Genomic DNA, 17,922 nt, shown 5'->3' with positions numbered 1-17,922 from the left:
CGCAGGGCCTGACGGCGTCCGGCTCAGGCCGGCGGCATCATCGCGGCTGCGGCGCGCGGGGCCTCCGCCCCTCCCGCCCCCTTCCCCCCTGTTCTCTCTCCGACCCGGCCGGTCCAGCCGGGCCCCTGCATGAGCGCCACCCCCCAAGCCTCCCCCGAGCTGCGCCTCGCCGATTTCGACTACACCCTGCCGCCCGAGCTGATCGCCCAGCATCCGGCCGCCGAGCGCAGCGCCTCGCGCCTGCTCGACGGCCGGGCCGAGCCATTTGCCGACCGCGTCTTCCGCGAGCTGCCCGCGCTGCTGAATCCGGGCGACTTGCTGGTCTTCAACGACACCCATGTCATCCCCGCCCGCCTGCATGGCGCCAAGGCCAGCGGCGGCCGGGTCGAGGCCCTGGTCGAGCGCGTGCTGCCCGCACCGGCCACGCCGGAGGGGGTGCATGAGGTCTGGGCCCATCTGCGCGCCAGCAAGTCGCCCAAGGCCGGGCAGGCGGTGGATTTCGATGGCCGCGACGGCGCCCCCGGCTTCCGCGCCGAGGTGCTGGGCCGCTGCGGGCCGGAGGACAGCCTCTTCCGCCTGGCCTTTCCCGGCGAGGCCCTGGCCCTGCTGGCCCGCTGCGGCCACGTGCCGCTGCCGCCCTACATCACCCATGCCGACGACGCCGAGGACGCGCGCCGCTACCAGACCGTCTTCGCGCGCGCCCCAGGCGCCGTGGCCGCGCCGACCGCCTCGCTGCACTTCGACGAAGGCGTGCTGGCCGCGCTGGACGCGCGCGGCGTGCAGCGCGCCGCCGTCACCCTGCATGTGGGCGCCGGCACCTTCCAGCCGGTGCGGGCCGAGCGGCTGAGCGAGCACCGCATGCACAGCGAATGCTTCGAGGTGCCGGCCGCCACCGTCGAGGCCATCGCCCGCACCCGCGCGGCCGGCGGCCGCATCGTCGCGGTCGGCACCACCACGCTGCGCGCGCTCGAATCCGCCGCCCGCAACACGCCCGACGGCCTGCCCGCCCCCGGCGCCCAGGAGACCGACATCTTCATCACCCCCGGCTTCCGCTTCCGCGTGGTCGAGCGCCTCGTCACCAACTTCCACCTGCCCAAGAGCACGCTGCTGATGCTGGTCAGCGCCTTCACCGGCCACGCCCGCATGCAGGCCCTCTACGCCCACGCGGTCACGCAGCGCTACCGTTTCTTCAGCTATGGGGATGCGATGCTGTTGGATCGGGTGGGGTGAAACCGGCGCCCAATGGAACGCCTGGCAGCCATGAGGCTCCCTCCCCCAGCTCGATGCCGCGCCCGGCGCCACCCGCGACCTGAAAGGATCCACCCCCATGCACCACTGGCCCACCGCCCTCCCCCTCGTCGCCCTGGCCCTGCTGGCCGGCGCCCTGGGCCTGGGCGGGGCCGGGTCCGTGCTGCTGGCGGCCTGCGCCGCTGCGCTGATCGGCGCGGTGATCGCGGCCGTGCACCACGCGGAGGTGGTCGCCCACCGGGTGGGCGAGCCCTTCGGCACCCTGGTGCTGGCGGTGGCGGTGACGGTGATCGAGGTGGCGCTGATCGTCTCGATGATGCGGGCCGGCGGGCCGGACACGGCGACGCTGCCGCGCGACACGGTCTTTGCCGCGGTGATGATCATCTGCACAGGGGTGGTCGGCCTGTGCGTGCTGGTCGGCGGCCTGCATCACCATGAGCAGAGCTTCCAGATCGACGGGGCGACGTCCTCGCTGGCGGCCCTGGTCGCGCTGGCCGGCCTGTCGCTGGTGCTGCCGAGCTTCACGACGAGTTCGCCCGGCGGCACCTACACGCTGTCGCAACTGGTCTTTGCCGGCGTGTCCTCGCTGGTGCTGTGGATGATCTTCGTCTTCGTGCAGACGGTGCGGCACCGCGACTACTTCCTGCCGCCCACCCGGCAGCATGACGAGCATGCCCATGCGGCGCCGCCCGGCGTGGCGGCGGCCTGGGCCAGCTTCGGCCTGCTGCTGGTCGCGCTGGTGTCGGTGGTGGGCCTGGCCAAGCAGCTCTCGCCGACGCTGGAGGGCCTGGTGGCCTCGGCAGGCGCCCCCAAGGCGGTGATCGGCATCGCGATCGCCCTGCTGGTGCTGCTGCCGGAGACCTGGGCCGCCGTGCGCGCCGCGCGCGCCGACCGCTTGCAAACCAGCATGAACCTGGCGCTGGGCTCGGCCCTGGCCAGCATCGGGCTGACGATCCCGGCGGTGGTGGCCACCGCCTGGTGGCTGGACCTGCCACTGGAACTGGGCCTGCTTCCCAAGGACCTGGTGCTGCTGCTGCTGACCTTCATCGTCAGCGGCATGACCCTGGGCACGGGCCGCACGACGGTGATGCAGGGCGCCGTGCACCTGGTGCTGTTCGCGGCCTTCCTCTTCCTGGCCCTGGTGCCCTAAGGCAGTGGGCGCGCCCCGGCCGGCCGCCCGGGGCGGGGCGCCGGGTGCAGTGGCTCAGGCCTCGGTGGGCGGGGCGTCGGCATCCGGCCCCGGCTCGCGCGCGGCGCGGGCCGAGCCGGCCACCAGGTCGAAGCGCATCAAGCGGCATTCGATGGGGCCGTTCCACATCGGCACGCGGCGGCTTTCCTTCAGACGCAGGGCGTGGGCGAGCTGCGGATCGGGGCTGAGGAGCCAGGCCGTCCAGCCGGCGTAGTGGCGCTTCCAGTGCGCGGCCAGGCGGGCGAAGAAGTCCTCGGCGCTGCCGCCGCCTTCAAAGGCCTCGCGTGCGGCGCGCACGGCGGGCGGCGGCAGGCTGCCACCGTAGGCTTCGTCCTCGCGAGAGGCAGCATCCCAGCCCAGGCGCTCGGCCGCGCTGCGGCGGGCGGCACGCGGGTCGGGGCGGCCGTAGCCGGCGGCGGGGGCACCGTCCTCGCGGCGCAGCGAGCCCGTGCCCTTGGGGTCGATGCGCTCGCCATAGGGCGGGTTCAGCATCAGGGTGCCGGCGGCGGCCGGCGGCATGCGCTGCAGGGCATCGGCGGTCTTGATCTCCAGCGCGGCCCGGCCGCCAGTGGCTGCGGTGCCGAGCACGCCCGCACGCTGGGCATTGCGCAGCGCAAAGTCGCTCATGCGGAAGGACACATCGCCGGCATAGACCTGCACGGCCGGGGCGTGGACGGCCGCCACCGCCTCGCCGCGCAGCGTGCGCCAGGCCTCGGCGACACGCGCCTCGCGGAAGGGCAGCAGGCGCTCGAAGGCGAAGCGGCGCTGCAGGCCGGGCGCGATGCCGCAGGCAAGCTGCGCCGCCTCGATGGCGATGGTGCCGCTGCCGCAGACCGGGTCGAGCAGCGGGCCATCCTGTTCGCGGCCCTGCCAGCCGGCGGCGACCAGCATGGCGGCGGCCAGCGTTTCCTTGAGCGGGGCCTCGCCCTGGTCCTGGCGCCAGCCGCGCTTGAACAGGGCCTCGCCCGAGGTGTCGACGTAGAGCGTGGCCTCCTCGGGACCGAGATGCAGCAGCAGCGGCAGGTCGGGCCAGCGGGTCTCGACATCGGATCGCTCGCCGAACTGCTGGCGCTGCTGGTCGCAGACGGCATCCTTGATGACCAGGGCGGCGAACTTGATGCTCTGCAGCGGCGAGCGCTGCGCGCTCACATCGACGCGCAGGGTCTCGCGCGGCGAGATCCAGGCCGACCAGTCGACGCTGCGGCCGAGGGCGTAGATGTCCTCCTCGTCGCGGTAGGGCGCATGGGCGACCGTCCACAGCACGCGCTGGGCCAGACGGCTGTGCAGGTTGAGCGTCATGGCCTCGGCCTCGCGGCCGCGCGGCAGGGCCACGCCGCCGCGGCGGCTCAGCCCATGAGCCCGGGGGCACAGTCGCTGCACCTCTTCGAGCAGCAGGGCTTCCACGCCGGCAGCGCAGGGCAGGAAGAGGCCCTGGACGTCGGCCGGGTCGCGGGCCGGGGCCTGGGCGCGGGGACGGTCCTGCGGGGGGCGCTGGGAGCGACCGTCGTGGCCTGGATGGGCGGGGCCACGCGACGTGGCCTGGGGGGCGGCGCCGTCGCGGCGGCCCCGGGGATCAGGACGGTTCACAGGGCCTTGCGCAGGTTGGCGGGGGCGATCTTGAGGGCTTCGCGGTACTTCGCGACGGTGCGGCGGGCGACCTGGATGCCTTGCTCTTCCAGCATCTGGCTGATCTGGCTGTCGGACAGCGGCTTGCCCGGGTCCTCGGCCGCGACGAGCTGCTTGATGAGCGCGCGCACCGCGGTGCTGGAGGCATTGCCGCCCGCTTCCGTGTTGAGCGAGCTGCCGAAGAAGTACTTCAGCTCGAAGGTGCCGTAGGGTGTGGCCATGTACTTGGCCGTGGTCACGCGGCTGATGGTGGATTCATGCAGGCCGAGCTCGTCGGCGATCTCGCGCAGCACCAGCGGCTTCATCGCGATCGCGCCATGGCTGAAGAAGTTCTTCTGCCGCTCGACGATGGCCTGGCTGACGCGCTGGATGGTGTCGAAGCGCTGAAGGATGTTCTTCATGAACCAGCGCGCCTCCTGCAGCCGCGCGCTGAGGGCCGGCGCGCCCTCGCCGCCGCCGCTGCCGCCGCGTCCGCCGCGGTGCTGGCGCAAGGCCTGGGCATAGAGGTCGTTGATGCGCAGCTTGGGCATCACGTCGGGGTTGAGCACCACCTTCCAGCCGCGGCCGAGCTTCTGCACGATCACATCGGGCACGACGATGTTGGCCTCGGCCTTGGTGAAGGGCCGGCCGGGCTTGGGCTCGCAGCTTCGGATCAGGGCCTGGGCCTCGCGCAGCAGGGCCTCGTCGGCGCCGGTGGCGGCGGTCAGCTTGCGGGTGTCGCGGCGGGCCAGCAGCTCCAGGTGATGCTTGGCGACCAGGATGGCGATGACCTGCGCCTCGCTGCGCGGCTTCTGCCGCAGCTGCAGCACCAGGCATTCGGCGAGGTCGCGGGCGCCGACGCCGCAGGGCTCCAGGCTGTGCAGCCAGCGCAGCGCGCAGCGCAGGCGGTCGAGCAGCAGCTCGCGGGCTTCCTCGTGGGCCGCGCAGGCGTCCGGGTCCTCGGGGTCGGGCTCGCCGCCGGCCAGCGCGGTGGCGATGTCTTCCAGCGGGTCGGCCAGGTAGCCGTCCTCGTTGAGCGACTCGATCAGCACCATCACCGCCGCGCGGTCCTCGGGCGAGAGGCGCATGCCGAGCAGTTGCTCGCGCAGATGCTCTTGCAGGCTGGGCGCGACGGTGTTGCGCTCGCCGGGGTCGAGCTCATCGCCCTCCGGCGCCGGGCCGCTGCTGGCCGCGGCAGTCATCGGCGTCTCGCCGATGCCGTCGAAGTCCTCGCGCTCGGTGCCGTTCTCCCAATCCTCGCGCTCGGTCGCGCCGAACTCCATGGTGTCGGTGCCGGCCGGCTCGGGCTCAGCGTCTGAGCCTGTGCTGCCGGAACTTTCCCAGGGCTCGTCGCTGCGCTCGGCCGGGGTGCTGCGCTCGGCCAGCGGGGTGGTGGACAGCTCGTAGGCGTTCGGCGCCTCGTCGTCGACTTCGAGGAAGGGATTGGCCTCCAGCATCTGCTCGACTTCCTGATGCAGCTCCAGCGTCGAAAGCTGCAAGAGGCGGATCGACTGCTGCAACTGCGGGGTCAGCGCAAGATGCTGCGAAAGGCGAACCTGGAGGGAGGGCTTCATGCGCGGTCGGGAACGGAGACGGTCGGGGCAACAGTCGCGGGGGAAGCCGGGGCGCGGATCAGGGCAGGCAAGGCGGGCAGAGCGGGCAGGAGATGCAGGGGTGGCGGGCAGCGCTCACATGCGGAAGTGCTCACCCAGGTAGACCTTGCGCACATCGGCGTTCTCGACGATCTCGTCGGGCCGGCCTTCGGCCAGCACGCGGCCCTCGCTGATGATGTAGGCGCGGTCGCAGATGCCCAGGGTTTCGCGCACGTTGTGGTCGGTGATCAGCACGCCGATGCCGCGCGACTTGAGGAAGCCGATGATGCGCTGGATCTCGATCACGGCGATCGGGTCGACGCCAGCGAAAGGCTCGTCGAGCAAGATGAAGCGCGGCTGCGTGGCCAGGGCGCGGGCGATCTCGACCCGGCGGCGCTCGCCGCCCGACAGGGCGGGGGCCGGCAGTTCGCGCAGGCCCTCGATCGACAGCTCGCGCAGCAGGCGCTCAAGCTGCTCGGCGATGCGCGCCTCGGTCCAGGGCTTGCCGGCGGCGTCAAGCTGAAGCTCCAGCACGGCGCGGATGTTCTGCTCGACCGTCAGGCGGCGGAAGATCGAAGCCTCCTGCGGCAGGTAGGACAGGCCCATGCGCGCGCGGCGGTGGATGGGCATGCGCTCGATGCGCTGGCCGTCGAGCTGGATCTCGCCGCCATCGGCGCGCACCAGGCCGACGATCATGTAGAAGCTGGTCGTCTTGCCGGCCCCATTGGGGCCGAGCAGGCCGACCACCTCGCCGCCGTCGACAGCCAGGTGCACTTCCTTGACCACCGTGCGCGGGCCGTAGCGCTTGTGCAGGCCGCGGGCCTGCAAGCGGCTGGCCGGCGCGGCGGCGGTCGCGCTGCGGACGGGGGCCTCGGGCAGGGCGGTCGTCACCGGCTGCCCCCGGCGGCCGGCGTCTCGCGCGGGGTGAGCACGCCGCGCACGCGGCCGGTGCCGCCGCCCGGCGTTGCGCCACCCTGAACCTGGAAGACCTCGCTGCCGTTGTCGTAGGTGATGACGCTGCCATTGACCTCGTCAGCCACCGTGCTGCCGCGCAGGCGGCGCATCACGGCCTGGCCGACCAGCTTCACGGTGTCGGCGCGGCTGTCGTATTCCAGGCGCTCGGCCTCGCCCTCGATGAATTCCTCCAGGCCCTCGCGCTTCTGGCGGAAAGTGGCGCGCCTGGCGCCGCCGCTGGCCACGGCGATCTGGTGGCCGTCCTTGCCCTGGCGCACTTCGACCTGGGCGGCCTTGATCACGATGCTGCCCTTGGTGATCTCGACATTGCCGCTCAGGGTGTGCACGGCCTTGAGATCGTCGACCCGGGCGGTGTCGGCACTGAAGGACAGCGGGGCCTGGCGGTCGGCCCGCTCGGCCTGGGCGGTCGGCAGCAAGCCCAGCAGGGCAGCGACCACCAGCAGGCTCGGGAGCGGGTGCAGGCCCCGGGGGGCAGCGGTCAGGAGGGACACGTCGCGGGCTTTCATCGGCATGAATCTTGCTGCCGATTCTAGGGCCAGAGCCGCGCTTGTCTCGAAGGAAGCGCTCACGTCCGTCGAAGCGGGCCCGACGCGTCCGGCTACCATCTCTCCCCCCTTTCCGATCATTCACTCGATGGGTGGAGTCCGATGAGCGCAACAGCCCCCAATCCGCCGCAGGCCTGCGCGTCCGACACCCCGATCCCGCCCGTGCGTGACGCACGGCAGGCCGTGGAAGGTCACTACACCTCGGGCGTCCGGGCGTACTACGACCAGAACACCCAGGCCTACCTCGACGGCTTCGGCGAAATCTTCCAGGGCAGCCGCCCGGCCTCGACCGAGGACCTGATGCGCCACATTGCCGAGGGCGCACGCATTCACGACGGCTTGCGCGTGCTTGACGCCGGCTGCGGCGTCTGCGGTCCGGCGACCTGGCTGGCCGGGCACCACGACCTGAAGCTCGAAGCGCTCACCCTGTCCGAGGTGCAGGTGCAGGCCGGCCGCAAGCGGGTGGCCGCCAAGGGCTTGCAGGACCGCGTCTCGGTGCGGGTCGGCGACTTCCACCGCCTGACCGACCTCTACGCCGAGAACAGCTTCGACCGCGTGCTCTTCCTGGAGTCGATCTGCCACGCGCAGGACTACCGCGCCGTGCTGCACCAGGCCTGGCAGGTGCTCAAGCCGGGCGGCCTGCTCTACATCAAGGACTTCTACGGCCAGGACTTCCGCACCCGGCCCGAGCTGGCCGCGCAGCACGCAGCCGACATGCGCAAGCTCAACGAGGTCTACCAGCTCGTCATGCCGGACCTGCCGAGCCTCGTCGACGTGGTGCTCGAACCCGGCTTCAAGCTGCACTACGTGCGCGAGCCGGCCTATGTGGCGGTGTTCGAGCCCTGGCTGAATTTCGAGCAGCGCATGGGCAAGAGCTGGTCGCCGGAGATCTCCTACCTGGAGCTGATCACGGCCGTCGAGATCCTGGTCCGCAAACCGGCGTGAGCGCGGCCCCGGCCCGCCCGCCCGCCGGGGCGGCGCTTGGCGCGCTGCTGGCGCCGCTGGTCACGCTGGCGCGGCGCGAGCTGCAAACCCGCTATGCCGGCACCCGGCTGGGCCGCATCTGGGCGCTGCTGCAACCGCTGGCGACGATGGCGATCTACCTGACCGTCTTCGTCCTCGTCATGGGCGGCGGGCGGGACACGGTCGATGCGCGCCAGTACGCACTCTTCATCCTGGCCGGCCTGCTGCCCTTCCAGGCCCTGGCCGACGGCCTGCAGCGGGCCTGCGGCAGCCTGCGTCAGGACAAGCCGCTGCTGGAGGCCGCCACCTTCCCGGCCGAGGCCATCCCGCTGGCCCGCGTGGTCGGCGGTGCACTGCCCGAGCTGCTCGGCCTGCTGCTGCTGGGCCTGGCCTGCGCGGTCTGGGGCCCCGGCCTGGGCGTGTCGGTGCTGGCCCTGCCCCTGCTGTGGCTGGGCCGCGTCGGCCTGACCGCCGGCCTGGCGCTGTGGATCAGCGTGATCGCGATCTTCATCACCGACACCGGCGAGATCCTCGGCTTCGCGCTGACCGCGCTGCTCTTCCTCACCCCGGTGTTCTACGGCATCGACCAGGTGCCGGCCTGGCTGCACCCGCTGCTCTGGATCAATCCGCTGCACCACGTCGTGGAGGCCTACCGCGACGTGCTGCTGCAAGGCCGCTGGCCCTGGGGCCACGGCGGCGCGCTGCTGCTTTGCGTGCTGCTGGCCGTGGGCAGCGGCCGCTGGGCCTTCGGTCGCTGCCTGGATGCCGTCCGCGATGAGCTCTGAGCTGCGCCCCGGCACCCTCATCGTCCGCGGCGCGGGCAAGGCCTACCGGCGCCACAGCCAGGACGCAGGCGGCCTGTGGCGCGCCCTGCGCGGCCAGCACGACGCGGCCACGCACTGGGTCGTCCGGGGGGTCGACCTGCATCTGGCGCCGAGCCAGTCGCTCGGCCTGGTCGGCGACAACGGCGCCGGCAAGACCACGCTGCTCAAGCTGCTGGCCGGCGCGCTGGCGCCGACCGAGGGCGAGATCCGCCACGCCGGACGGCGCGCCGTCATGCTGCAGCTCGGCGGCGGCTTCCATCCCGAGCTGAGCGGCCGCGAGAACCTGCGCATCGGCTGCGCGGTGATGGGCCTGGGCGCGCAGGAGGTCGAGCGGCTGATGCCCGAGATCATCGATTTCTCCGAGCTCGGGCCGGCGCTCGACCAGCCGCTGCGCACCCTGTCCTCCGGCATGCAGCTCAGGCTGGGCTTCGCGCTGGCCACGGCGGTGCGGCCCGACCTGCTGATCGTCGACGAGCACCTGTCGGTGGGCGACCAGCATTTCCAGCGCAAGTGCCTGCGGCGCATCCTCGACCTGCGGGCCTCGGGCTGCACCCTGGTGCTGTGCTCGCATGCCGCCTACTTGATGAGCGAAGTCTGCGAGCAGGTGCTGTGGCTGCACGAGGGCCAGCCGCGCATGCTCGACCGCGCCAGCGCCACCCTCGCCGCCTACGACAACCATGTGCGCGCCTGCGACGCCGAGCGCGGCGCCGCGCCGCTGAGCGCGTCGGCGCCGCCGCCGGTCGCGGGCGAAGGCTGCGAGGTGCTGCGGGTCGAGGCGCTGGGCGAGGTGCGGCAGGGCGTGATCTCGCCGGGCCAGCGCCTGGTGATCGAGGTCGACGCGCAGATTCCCGAGGCGCAGTGGGCCCGGGGCGTCGACCTGGGCATGCTGCTGATGCGCAATGACGAGCTGGGCTGCGTGCCGCTGAGCTCGCAGACCCTGGCGCAGGGCGAGATCTGGCAGCCCATCGGCCCGGCGCGCTACCGCGCGCGCTGCGTCATCGACGAGCTGCCGCTGCTCTCGGGCCGCTACAGCGTCAACCTCGCGCTGCTCGAACGCGGCAGCCCGGTGGTGCTGGGCTGGATGCGGGGCGCGGGGGCTTTCGAGGTGCGGTCGGCCGGTCGCGATGTCGGCCTGGTGCGCGTGCCGCACCGCTGGGAAACGGTCGGCGACCGGGCCTGAACACGGGCCGGCGGGCCCGCGGTGGCTCAGGCGCCGAGCACGCGCTCGTACTGCCGCAGCGCCAGCGCGGCGGTGTGCACATGGCGGTGGCGCTGCTCGACGGCCCGGCGCGCCGCCCGGCCCAGGGCTGCGGCCTGGGCGGGATCGCCGAGCACCGTGTCCAGCGCCGCCGCGAAATCGGCGGCATCGCCGGGCGCGGCCAGCAGGCCGTCCACGCCGTGCGTGATCAGCTCCGGCATGCCGCCCTGGCGGGCGGCCACCACCGGCCGGCCGGCGGCCTGCGCCTCCAGGGCGGCATAGGGGCAGTTCTCCCACAGGCTGGGCAGCAGGAAGGCGCTGCAGCGCCGCACCAGCGCGCGGATCTCGCCGATCGGCCGGTGGCCGACGGCATGCAGGCTGCCGCGCAGGCGCCGGCCGGCCAGCGCCGGCCGGATGTCGCGCGCAAGGTGGCCGAAGAGATTGTCGCCGGCCAGCACCAGGCTCACCTCATGCCGGGCCAGCAGGCGGGCCGCGATCTCGCCGAGCAGGGCCACCCCCTTGCGGCGCTCCAGGCGGCCGGTGAAGAGCACGACCGGGCGGTCCTCGGGCAGCGCCAGGCGGCGCAGCACGGCGCCGTCGTCCTCGCAGGCATCGAACCAGTCCAGATCCAGGCCGTTGGTGATGACCTCGGGCCGGGACGGCAGGGCAAGGGCGGCGCTGCCGGCCTCGGCCACGAACTGCGAGCAGGCGCTGAGCGCCGCCGCCCGCTGCAGGCCGCGACGCTCCAGGCGCGCACAGGCCCAGCGGTCGGCGGCGCGCACCGCATAGAAGGGCATGATCAACTGGGCCGGCGAATGCAGGCGCACCAGCAGCGGCGGCGCACCGCGCCCCTGCGCGAGGGCGGCGCCCTCGGCCCCGCACTCGGGCGCCTCGACCAGGTCGATGCGGTGCCGGCGCCGCAGCGTGTCCAGGCCCCGGGCCATGCTCCAGGCGTTCTGCAGGCGCTGGCGGGTCCACCAGCAGCCCAGGCGACCGGGCAGCGCGGCCAGCGCCATGGCCGGGCCGCCGGCCCAGTGGCGGTGCACATGAACCGGCCCCTCCATCCGGCTGCTGAAGGGCTGGGGCTGGCGGGCGCCGGCCAGCACATGCACCTCGTGGCCGAGCGCGGCCAGGCCCCGGGCGTGGTGCCAGGTGTAGCTGCCGATGCCGCCGAAGCCGGTCTCCGGCGGGTACTCGTAGGAAAGCAGGGCGATCCTCATGCCCGGGCCCGTCCGGCCTGCGCTTGCAGCGCTGCGCGCACCGCGGCATGGAAGGGCGCTTCGCAGACGGCGATGTCGAAGGCCGCCCGCGCCCGCGCGGCCGCCGCCTCGCCCAGCGCCCGCGCTCGCGCCGGATCGGCCGCCAGCGCCGCGATCGCCGCGGCCAGGGCGGCGGGGTCGCGCTGAGGCACGAGCAGGCCGTCGCGGCCGTCGGCCAGAACCTCGTCCAGCGAACCGGCCCGGGTCGCGACGATCGCGCAGCCGGCGGCCATGGCTTCCAGCACGGCGGTCGGGATGCCGTCCTTGTCGCCCCCGGGCAGCTCGACGGAGGGCGCAAGAAAGATGTCGGCCGCCCGCAGCTCGGCACGCACCCGGTGGCTGTCGCAGCGGCCGAGGAAGCGCAGCACGCCGGCGGCAAGCAGCAGCCCGGCCTGGGCGCGCAGCGCCTGTTCGTAGGCCCGGGCCTCGGGCTGGCTGCGGTCGGCCTCGCCGGCCAGGTGCAGGCGCAGCGGCAGGCCCTGGGCATGCAGGCGCTGCACGGCCTCGATCAGATGCTCCAGGCCCTTCTTCGGGTCGAGCCGGCTGATGCTCAGCAGCCGCAGCGGCGTCGCGGCCGCCGGCCGGGCCGGCCCGGCCGGCGGCCGCGGCGGGAAGCTGCGGGTGTCGATCGCATTGGGCTTGACCAGCAGGCCGGGCAGCGGCCCGCCGTGCAGGGCGAGCAGCTCGCCGGCGATGCGGCGGCTGGTCGCGACGACGACCGCGCTGTCGCCCAGTTGCAGCGCAACGGCCTTGAGCGGATCGTCCCGCAGCAGGTGGTCGGCATAGCAGCTCACGCCGCGCGGCAGGCCGAGCAGTTGCGAAGCCACCCAGACGAAGAGCGACTGCTCGTAGAAGAAGTAGCTGTGCAGGTAGTCGGCCTGCCAGGCGCGCATGGCCCGCGCGAAGCTGAAGGCCTGCAGCACGCGCTCGTTGGCGCGCAGGTCGGCCGGCGCCAGGCCGGTGGCGGCGGCCAGGCGATCGAGCAGGCGCTGCACGGCGGCAGGGGCCTCGCGTTCGAACTGCGCCAGGTCGAGCGCGCCGGTGGCGCGATCCAGCCGCAGGCGCCAGCGCCGGCCCCAGAGGATGCGGCAGGGATGGGCCAGGTCGGCCCGCGGGCCGGTGGCCTGGTGGAAGACCCGCAGCTCGACGCCCGAGGCGGCCAGGGCCGCCGCCTCCTGCTGGACGAAGGTCTGGGAATAGACCGGAAAGTGCCAGCAGGCCGCCACCGCCACGCGCGGGGCCGGCGGCCGGCCCTGCCGCGCCGCCACGCGACGGGCCTGCGCGGCATCGCGCGCCAGCCGGGCGAGCTGGACGGCATGCAGCAGCCGCAGCACGCCTGCGGCCAGGCCGGGCAGGCGGGCGCGAAGGCGCTGGGCCAGGCGGGCAGTCATGGCGGGTCGCGGTGGCGGATCGGCGGCACCGCCGGGAAGCTGCGGTCGGTGAAGAAGGGGAAGCGCAGCGGCTGCGGCGCAGCCGGCACGATGGGCTCGGTGTTGCGGTAGAGGTCGACGCGCGGCGAGAAGGGCGAATCGATGGGGAAGCGCGCCACAGGCTCGAAGGGCGGCTTCAGCAGCACGCTGCGCAAGAGGCGCTCGGCCGGCGTGAGGTCGCCCTCGTCACGCACCTCGACCGCGATCCAGCGGCAGCCGCAGTGGCTGCGCAGGTACTGCAGCAGGCCCTCGGCATCGTCGGCCACAGGCTCGGTGATGCGCAGGAAACCGCGGACGGCGGTGGTGCGGTTCAGGAAATGCTCGCCAGCGATCAGCCGCCGCTGCCAGCCAGGATCGCCGACCCGCAGGTAGAAGGTCATCGTCGAGCGGTAGCCGCCGGCATAGAGCACCGTGTCCTCGGGCCCGACCTGCGCCAGATGGGCGGTGACCCGCTCGAAGCCGGCCACGCGGGTCAGGTTGAAGGGCTGCACCCCCTGCGTCAGCAGCACGGCCGCCGGCAAGGCCAGGACGGCCAGCCCGCGGGCCAGGCGGCTGCGCTGCGGCGCCGCGGCCCAGGCCAGCGGCCCGAGCACGGCGGCCAGGCTCAGCAGCGGCAGCACCATCAGCATGTAGCGCAGGTCGCGCGCCGGCAGCGGCAACATGACCACGACCGTCACGGCCAGCAGCAGGGCGAGGCGGCCGGCCTCGCTGCGCCAGCGCGGATCGCGCGCCGCCAGCAGCAGGCCGAGCACGGCCACAAGCAGCATCGGCAGGCCGACGAGCCGCCGCAGCGCGTCGTAGGTCTGGGGCAGGGCCTGGGCCAGGCTGTCGGCCGAGGGCAGGAAGCGCGGCAGCCAGCCCGGCAGCAGGGCGTGGATGCCGAGCAGCAGCAGGCCGCCGGCCAGCAGCATCGGCAGCACGGTGCGGCCGATGCGCCGGTCGCGTCCGCCCAGGGCCAGGGCCAGCGCCACCGGCAGCAGCAACACGGCGGCGTAATGCGTCAGCAGGCTGGCGGCCGCCAGGCCGAGGAAGGCCAGGACCTGGCCGCGGCCGCCGCCTTCCTGGCGGCGCCGCAGGTGGTAGAGCGCACCCCAGCCCAGGGCCAGGGCCGGCAGGTTCAGCAGCACGGCAGTGGCCTGGACCTGCGTGCCCTGCAGCAACAGCAGCAGCACGGCAGCCCAGCCCGCGGCCGGCGCGATCCATCGCCGCGCCCAGGCCAGGGTGTAGGCCGCCAGCATCAGCACGAAGCCCAGCACCAGGGCGCGCGGCCAGCCCGGTCCGGCCGGCAGCAGCAGAAAGCCCAGGCCTTCGAGCAGGTAGAACAGCGGCGGATAGGCGCCGGGGGTGATGGCCGGATAGCGCTGGAAGTAGCCGAGCGTGAAGCCCAGCGGATCGCCCAGGCCCTCGCGCAGCAGGTCGGCCACATAGAGGCCCGAGAGCGCATGGCGGGCCGAATCCGGATCGAACCAGAGGCCGTCGTTGTCCCAGCCCAGGACCAGCAGCAGGGCGAAGGCCGCCGCCAGGCCCAGCAACTGCGCGGGCAGCGCGCCCAGCAGACGGGGGGGCGCCCAGGGCGACGGGGCCTGCATCAGGCGCCCCGCGCCGCCGCCCGGGCCTGCCAGCGGCGCTGCCAGATGCGGGCATAGGGCAGGCGCGGCTCGGGCAGCGCCGCCTCGGCGTAGGCGCCTTCGGCGTTGCAGGGCAGGTCGACGGCATGCTGCGGCGGCTTCTGCCCGGGCCGGGCCAGCAGCAGGCGCAGCAGGGACGGCAGCAGGGCCAGCAGGGTGGCCGGTGCGCGGGCGCGCAGCATCCAGGCGATGGCCTCCGGCTTGCGGCCCGACCAGAAGGCCACGCCGGCCAGGTGCAGCGCGAACTGGCCCCGGCCCTCGCGCAGCACCCGGGCCGGCAGGCCGGGCTGGCGGGCGGCCAGCTCGTCGAGCACGCGGCAGCCCGAGCGCCACATGGCCGCGCAAGAGGCCGACATCGACTGCGCATGCCGCCGGTAGGCCACCAGCAGCGCCGGATCGGCCACGACCTCATGGCCCTCGGCGACGCGCAGCAGCAGGTCCCAGTCCTCGCAGCCCTGGGCCGCCAGGTCGCGCAGCCGCGGGTCGTAGCCAAGCGGGCCGGGCGCCGCCCGCAGGGCGTCATGGCGGAACACCGGCACGCTTGCGCAGCCGGCAAAGTTCACCTGGGTGAGCTGGCTCAGCGCCCGGCCGCTGACCGTCCAGCGCGGCGAGCGGTCGAGCGGCCGGCCCGCCGGGTCGATGACGACCCAGCCGCTGTAGGCCAGGCCGGCGGCCGGCGCGGCGCGCAGCCGCGCGACCAGGCGTTCGAGCTTGGCGGGCGCCCAGAGGTCGTCAGCATCGAGCGGGGCGATGAACTCGCCGCGGGCCTCACGCAAGGCGCGGTTGCGCGCCGCGGCCACGCCGCGGTTGGGCTGGCGGATCAGCCGCAGCCGCGGATCGCGGGCGGCCCAGGCCGCCGCCAGGGCGGCGGTGTCGTCGGTCGAGCCATCGTCGACGACGAGGACTTCGAGGTCGGCATGGGTCTGCGCCAGTGCGCTGGCCAGGGTGGCGTCGAGCGTGGCCGCCGCGTTGTAGGCCGCGACCAGCACCGACACCCGGCCGGGCAGCCAGGACGCCGGGGCCGAGCCGGCCGCATCACGCGGCGCGGCGGGCGCCGGGGCGGCGGGCGCGGCGGGTGCGGCGGGTGCGGCGGCACCGAAAGCCCGCAGGCGGCGGCGCAGGCCGGCCAGGCCATGGCGCAGCAGCAGCGCGCGGTGGCCGGGCGTGCAGTCCGCCAGCCAGGACAGCAGCGGGCGATGCGGGCGCTGGACGCCCAGGGCCATGGCCGAGCGGGGCCGGCGGACCGGGGCCTCGGGGCTGGGGCCGTCGAGCTCGGCCAGCACGTCCGGCAACACGGCGGCGCGACCGCCAGCGGCCAGCCAGGTGTCGAGGCGGCCGGCCAGGGCCTCGTCCAGCACGGGTGAGGTGTCCGCGAGCGGGCCGCCGGCGCGCAGCAGCAGGGCGGGCAGGGGCGCGCCGCCCTCGGCACGATGCGGCGCCGCCAGGCTGGCGGGCAGCACGATGCGGCCATCGGCCGCCAGGGCCCAGCCGACCAGGCAGCCGAGGTCGGGATCGGCCTCGAAGCAGGCGGCCGCCGCAGCCAGGGCCTGCGGACGCAGCCGGGCGCCCGGCTTCAGGCAGAGGACCGGCGGGACGGACACCGCCGCGGCGGCCGGCGCGGGCCGCGTTTCGCCCGCCGCCGCGACCACGGCCCGGCGGAAGGCCAGTTGCCGGGCCACGATGGCCGCGGGATCGCAGAGCTGGCGGATGCGCGCGGCGGCGGCCTCGCCCATGGCGCGGCGCTGCGCGGGCGAGCTGGCGAGCGCGCGACGCAGGGCCTCGGCCAGGCCGGCAGGCTGGCCGTCGGCCGCGATCCAGCCGGATTCGCCGTCGACCACCATCTCCCGCATGCCGCCGGTCGGCGAGACCAGCACCGGCAGGCCGCTGGCCATGGCTTCCATGCAGCTGTAGGGAAAGTTCTCCCAGCGCGAGGGCACGACGCCCAGGCCGCAGCGCGCGCGCAGGGCCTGCAGGGCCGGCCGGTCGAGGTTGCCGTGGAAGACCAGGCTGGCGCCGAGCGCGGCCGGCAGGGCGGCCTGCATCGCGCGCTGGACCGAGCCGTCGCCGGTGGCCTGCAGCGGCGTGTCGCCGCCGGCAAAGGCCGCACGCAGGGCCGGCTGCCCGGCCGCCACCCGGCCGACGGCGGCGGCCCATTCGTGCACGCCCTTGCGGCCTTCGAGCCGGCCGACGTGCAGCACCTCGGGCCGGGCCCAGGCCTCGGGCGTGCGCCGCAGCGGCTCGCCAGGGCCCAGCGGGTAGGGAATGACGGTGACGCGGCAGGCCGGCAGGCCGTGGCGGGCCTCGACCTCGTCGGCCATGAAGCGGCTGGGCGCGAGCAGGGCGTCGGCCTGGCGGATGCTGTAGGCCTCCAGCGCGACAGCCGGATCGTGGTCGGCCACCCCCGCATCCCAGCCATTGGCGCGGAAGATCGACTCGGTCGAGGAATGCAGGTGGACGATGCAGGGTGGCCGCTGCGCCGGGCCCAGGCCGGCGGCACGCCGCATCTGGAAGCTGGCCAGCGGGGCCTCCCACTCCTGGGCCTCGATCACCTCGATCCCCTCGTCCTCGACGAGCTGCTCGGCCAGCAGGGCGGCCTGCCAGGCGAAGACCTGCGAGGGAAAGGCCGAGCGCAGCATCGCCGCCTGCACTGCGCCGGGTGGCGGCCGGGGGCCGAGGGGCCGGCCGGCCGGCATGGGGTCGTCGAGCGCGACGCGGTGGATCACCAGGCGTCCGCCGTGGCGCAGCTCGCGCAGCCGGGCTGCGCCGGGCCAGCGCTGGCCGATGACGTGCACGGTCTCGCCGGCCTCGGCCAGGGCTTCGCAGATCTGCCGCACATAGCTGCCGATGCCGCCCGGCAAATAGGGGGCGGGCGGGTATTCGCGGCAAAGGAAGAGGTGCTTCATGAGGCCTTGGGCGCGGCGGCAGGCGCAGCGACAGGCGCGGCGCAGGGCGCCGCCGGGCCGGTGAAGGGCGGCAGCACCGGCTCGACCCGAGAGCTGGCACGGCGGCGCACGAGCAGGGTGTCGATCTCGATCGCCGCAGTCGATCCGCCCAGGTTCAGCAGCAGGCGGGCAGGCCGGGCCGAGGTGTGCGGCACGAGGATCCGCACCACATCGCGCCAGGCCGGCCCGAGGCTGAGCGTTTCGCGCAGGCCGAGATTGCGGCCGGACGGGGCGTCCTCGACCAGGGCAATCTCCACCGTGCGCGGGGTGTCGGCGCGCAGGCGCAAGGCCAGCAGCAGGTCCTTGTTGCGGCCGATCACCAGGCCGCGGTAGGCAAGCCGGACCGCGGCCTCGGCCGGCTCGATCCGCAGATGCCCGGCCTGTTCGCGACCGGGCCCCAGCCGCGCCGCAGCCGGCTCGACAAGCTGCCAGCGCGGGTCCGCGCAGGGCTGACCCTGCCCGGACGGCGTGGCCTGGCCCGCTGCGGGCAGCGCGAGGGTCAGCACGGCAGGCAGGAACAGGCT

14 protein-coding genes are annotated in these 17,922 nt (G+C 74.4%); 5 read left to right on the top strand and 9 right to left on the bottom strand.

Annotation, left to right across the window (positions count from 1 at the left end; genetic code table 11):
• Positions 1-129: 129 nt before the first annotated feature.
• A complete protein-coding gene (gene queA, locus JI742_RS02135; RefSeq protein WP_201823574.1) occupies positions 130-1,230 on the top strand; it encodes a tRNA preQ1(34) S-adenosylmethionine ribosyltransferase-isomerase QueA in 1,101 nt (366 codons plus the stop codon).
• Positions 1,231-1,327: 97 nt separating this feature from the next.
• On the top strand, positions 1,328-2,398 hold the full coding sequence (locus JI742_RS02130; RefSeq protein ID WP_201823573.1) for a calcium:cation antiporter: 1,071 nt from the start codon (positions 1,328-1,330) through the stop codon (positions 2,396-2,398).
• Positions 2,399-2,452: 54 nt separating this feature from the next.
• Here the strand turns inward: JI742_RS02130 and JI742_RS02125 are convergent, their stop codons facing one another.
• From JI742_RS02125 to lptA, 4 genes are all read right to left on the bottom strand, one after another.
• On the bottom strand, positions 2,453-3,859 hold the full coding sequence (locus tag JI742_RS02125) for a THUMP domain-containing class I SAM-dependent RNA methyltransferase (RefSeq protein ID WP_201826291.1): 1,407 nt from the start codon (positions 3,857-3,859) through the stop codon (positions 2,453-2,455).
• A 161-nt stretch (positions 3,860-4,020) separates the two neighbouring features.
• Positions 4,021-5,616: an RNA polymerase factor sigma-54 gene (locus tag JI742_RS02120; RefSeq protein WP_201823572.1), complete on the bottom strand. Its 1,596-nt coding sequence runs from the start codon at positions 5,614-5,616 to the stop codon at positions 4,021-4,023.
• Positions 5,617-5,730: 114 nt separating this feature from the next.
• Positions 5,731-6,525 carry an LPS export ABC transporter ATP-binding protein gene (gene lptB, locus JI742_RS02115; RefSeq protein WP_350309618.1) on the bottom strand — a complete coding sequence of 265 codons (795 nt, stop codon included), beginning with the start codon at positions 6,523-6,525 and terminating at the stop codon, positions 5,731-5,733.
• Positions 6,522-7,100, bottom strand: a complete 579-nt coding sequence (gene lptA / locus JI742_RS02110) for a lipopolysaccharide transport periplasmic protein LptA (protein ID WP_350309617.1) — start codon at positions 7,098-7,100, stop codon at positions 6,522-6,524. The genes lptB and lptA overlap by 4 nt, the downstream gene beginning before the upstream one ends.
• Positions 7,101-7,256: 156 nt before the next feature.
• On the opposite strand from lptA, the gene JI742_RS02105 reads away from it, so the two are divergent.
• From JI742_RS02105 to JI742_RS02095, 3 genes are read left to right on the top strand one after another with little or no spacing between them, the layout of a single operon-like run.
• The gene (locus tag JI742_RS02105; RefSeq protein WP_201823570.1) at positions 7,257-8,099 is read left to right on the top strand and encodes an SAM-dependent methyltransferase; all 843 of its coding nucleotides are present in this window, start codon (positions 7,257-7,259) and stop codon (positions 8,097-8,099) included.
• On the top strand, positions 8,096-8,902 hold the full coding sequence (locus JI742_RS02100; RefSeq protein ID WP_201823569.1) for an ABC transporter permease: 807 nt from the start codon (positions 8,096-8,098) through the stop codon (positions 8,900-8,902). Before JI742_RS02105 ends, JI742_RS02100 begins: the two co-directional genes overlap by 4 nt.
• On the top strand, positions 8,880-10,121 hold the full coding sequence (locus JI742_RS02095; RefSeq protein ID WP_434057626.1) for an ABC transporter ATP-binding protein: 1,242 nt from the start codon (positions 8,880-8,882) through the stop codon (positions 10,119-10,121). Before JI742_RS02100 ends, JI742_RS02095 begins: the two co-directional genes overlap by 23 nt.
• A gap of 26 nt (positions 10,122-10,147) precedes the next feature.
• Here the strand turns inward: JI742_RS02095 and JI742_RS02090 are convergent, their stop codons facing one another.
• The 5 genes from JI742_RS02090 to JI742_RS02070 are packed head-to-tail and all read right to left on the bottom strand — an operon-like array spanning position 10,148 to position 17,904.
• Entirely contained in the window at positions 10,148-11,359 is a 1,212-nt protein-coding gene (locus JI742_RS02090) for a glycosyltransferase family 4 protein (RefSeq protein ID WP_201823566.1), read from the bottom strand.
• Positions 11,356-12,789, bottom strand: coding sequence for a glycosyltransferase family 4 protein (locus JI742_RS02085; RefSeq protein ID WP_201823564.1), 1,434 nt, complete (start codon positions 12,787-12,789; stop codon positions 11,356-11,358). Before JI742_RS02085 ends, JI742_RS02090 begins: the two co-directional genes overlap by 4 nt.
• Complete coding sequence (locus JI742_RS02080; RefSeq protein WP_201823561.1) at positions 12,786-14,417, bottom strand: hypothetical protein; 1,632 nt, start codon at positions 14,415-14,417, stop codon at positions 12,786-12,788. Before JI742_RS02080 ends, JI742_RS02085 begins: the two co-directional genes overlap by 4 nt.
• Positions 14,417-17,359: a glycosyltransferase gene (locus JI742_RS02075; protein WP_201823559.1), complete on the bottom strand. Its 2,943-nt coding sequence runs from the start codon at positions 17,357-17,359 to the stop codon at positions 14,417-14,419. The genes JI742_RS02080 and JI742_RS02075 overlap by 1 nt, the downstream gene beginning before the upstream one ends.
• The gene (locus tag JI742_RS02070) at positions 17,356-17,904 is read right to left on the bottom strand and encodes a hypothetical protein (RefSeq protein WP_201823557.1); all 549 of its coding nucleotides are present in this window, start codon (positions 17,902-17,904) and stop codon (positions 17,356-17,358) included. Before JI742_RS02070 ends, JI742_RS02075 begins: the two co-directional genes overlap by 4 nt.
• Positions 17,905-17,922: the final 18 nt, after the last annotated feature.

The organism is Piscinibacter lacus (genome assembly GCF_016735685.1).
GTDB lineage: Bacteria > Pseudomonadota > Gammaproteobacteria > Burkholderiales > Burkholderiaceae_C > Aquariibacter > Aquariibacter lacus.
This window is presented reverse-complemented; position numbering and strand designations above follow the sequence as displayed.

Bases quoted from the DNA above. Each gene is read 5' to 3' on its own strand.
- queA (WP_201823574.1), top strand. From the start codon at position 130: ATGAGCGCCACCCCCCAAGCCTCCCCCGAGCTGCGCCTCGCCGATTTC.
- JI742_RS02105 (WP_201823570.1), top strand. From the start codon at position 7,257: ATGAGCGCAACAGCCCCCAATCCGCCGCAGGCCTGCGCGTCCGACACC.
- JI742_RS02075 (WP_201823559.1), bottom strand. From the start codon at position 17,359: ATGAAGCACCTCTTCCTTTGCCGCGAATACCCGCCCGCCCCCTATTTG.
- JI742_RS02120 (WP_201823572.1), bottom strand. From the start codon at position 5,616: ATGAAGCCCTCCCTCCAGGTTCGCCTTTCGCAGCATCTTGCGCTGACC.
- JI742_RS02080 (WP_201823561.1), bottom strand. From the start codon at position 14,417: ATGCAGGCCCCGTCGCCCTGGGCGCCCCCCCGTCTGCTGGGCGCGCTG.
- JI742_RS02130 (WP_201823573.1), top strand. From the start codon at position 1,328: ATGCACCACTGGCCCACCGCCCTCCCCCTCGTCGCCCTGGCCCTGCTG.
- JI742_RS02090 (WP_201823566.1), bottom strand. From the start codon at position 11,359: ATGAGGATCGCCCTGCTTTCCTACGAGTACCCGCCGGAGACCGGCTTC.
- JI742_RS02085 (WP_201823564.1), bottom strand. From the start codon at position 12,789: ATGACTGCCCGCCTGGCCCAGCGCCTTCGCGCCCGCCTGCCCGGCCTG.
- JI742_RS02095 (WP_434057626.1), top strand. From the start codon at position 8,880: ATGCCGTCCGCGATGAGCTCTGAGCTGCGCCCCGGCACCCTCATCGTC.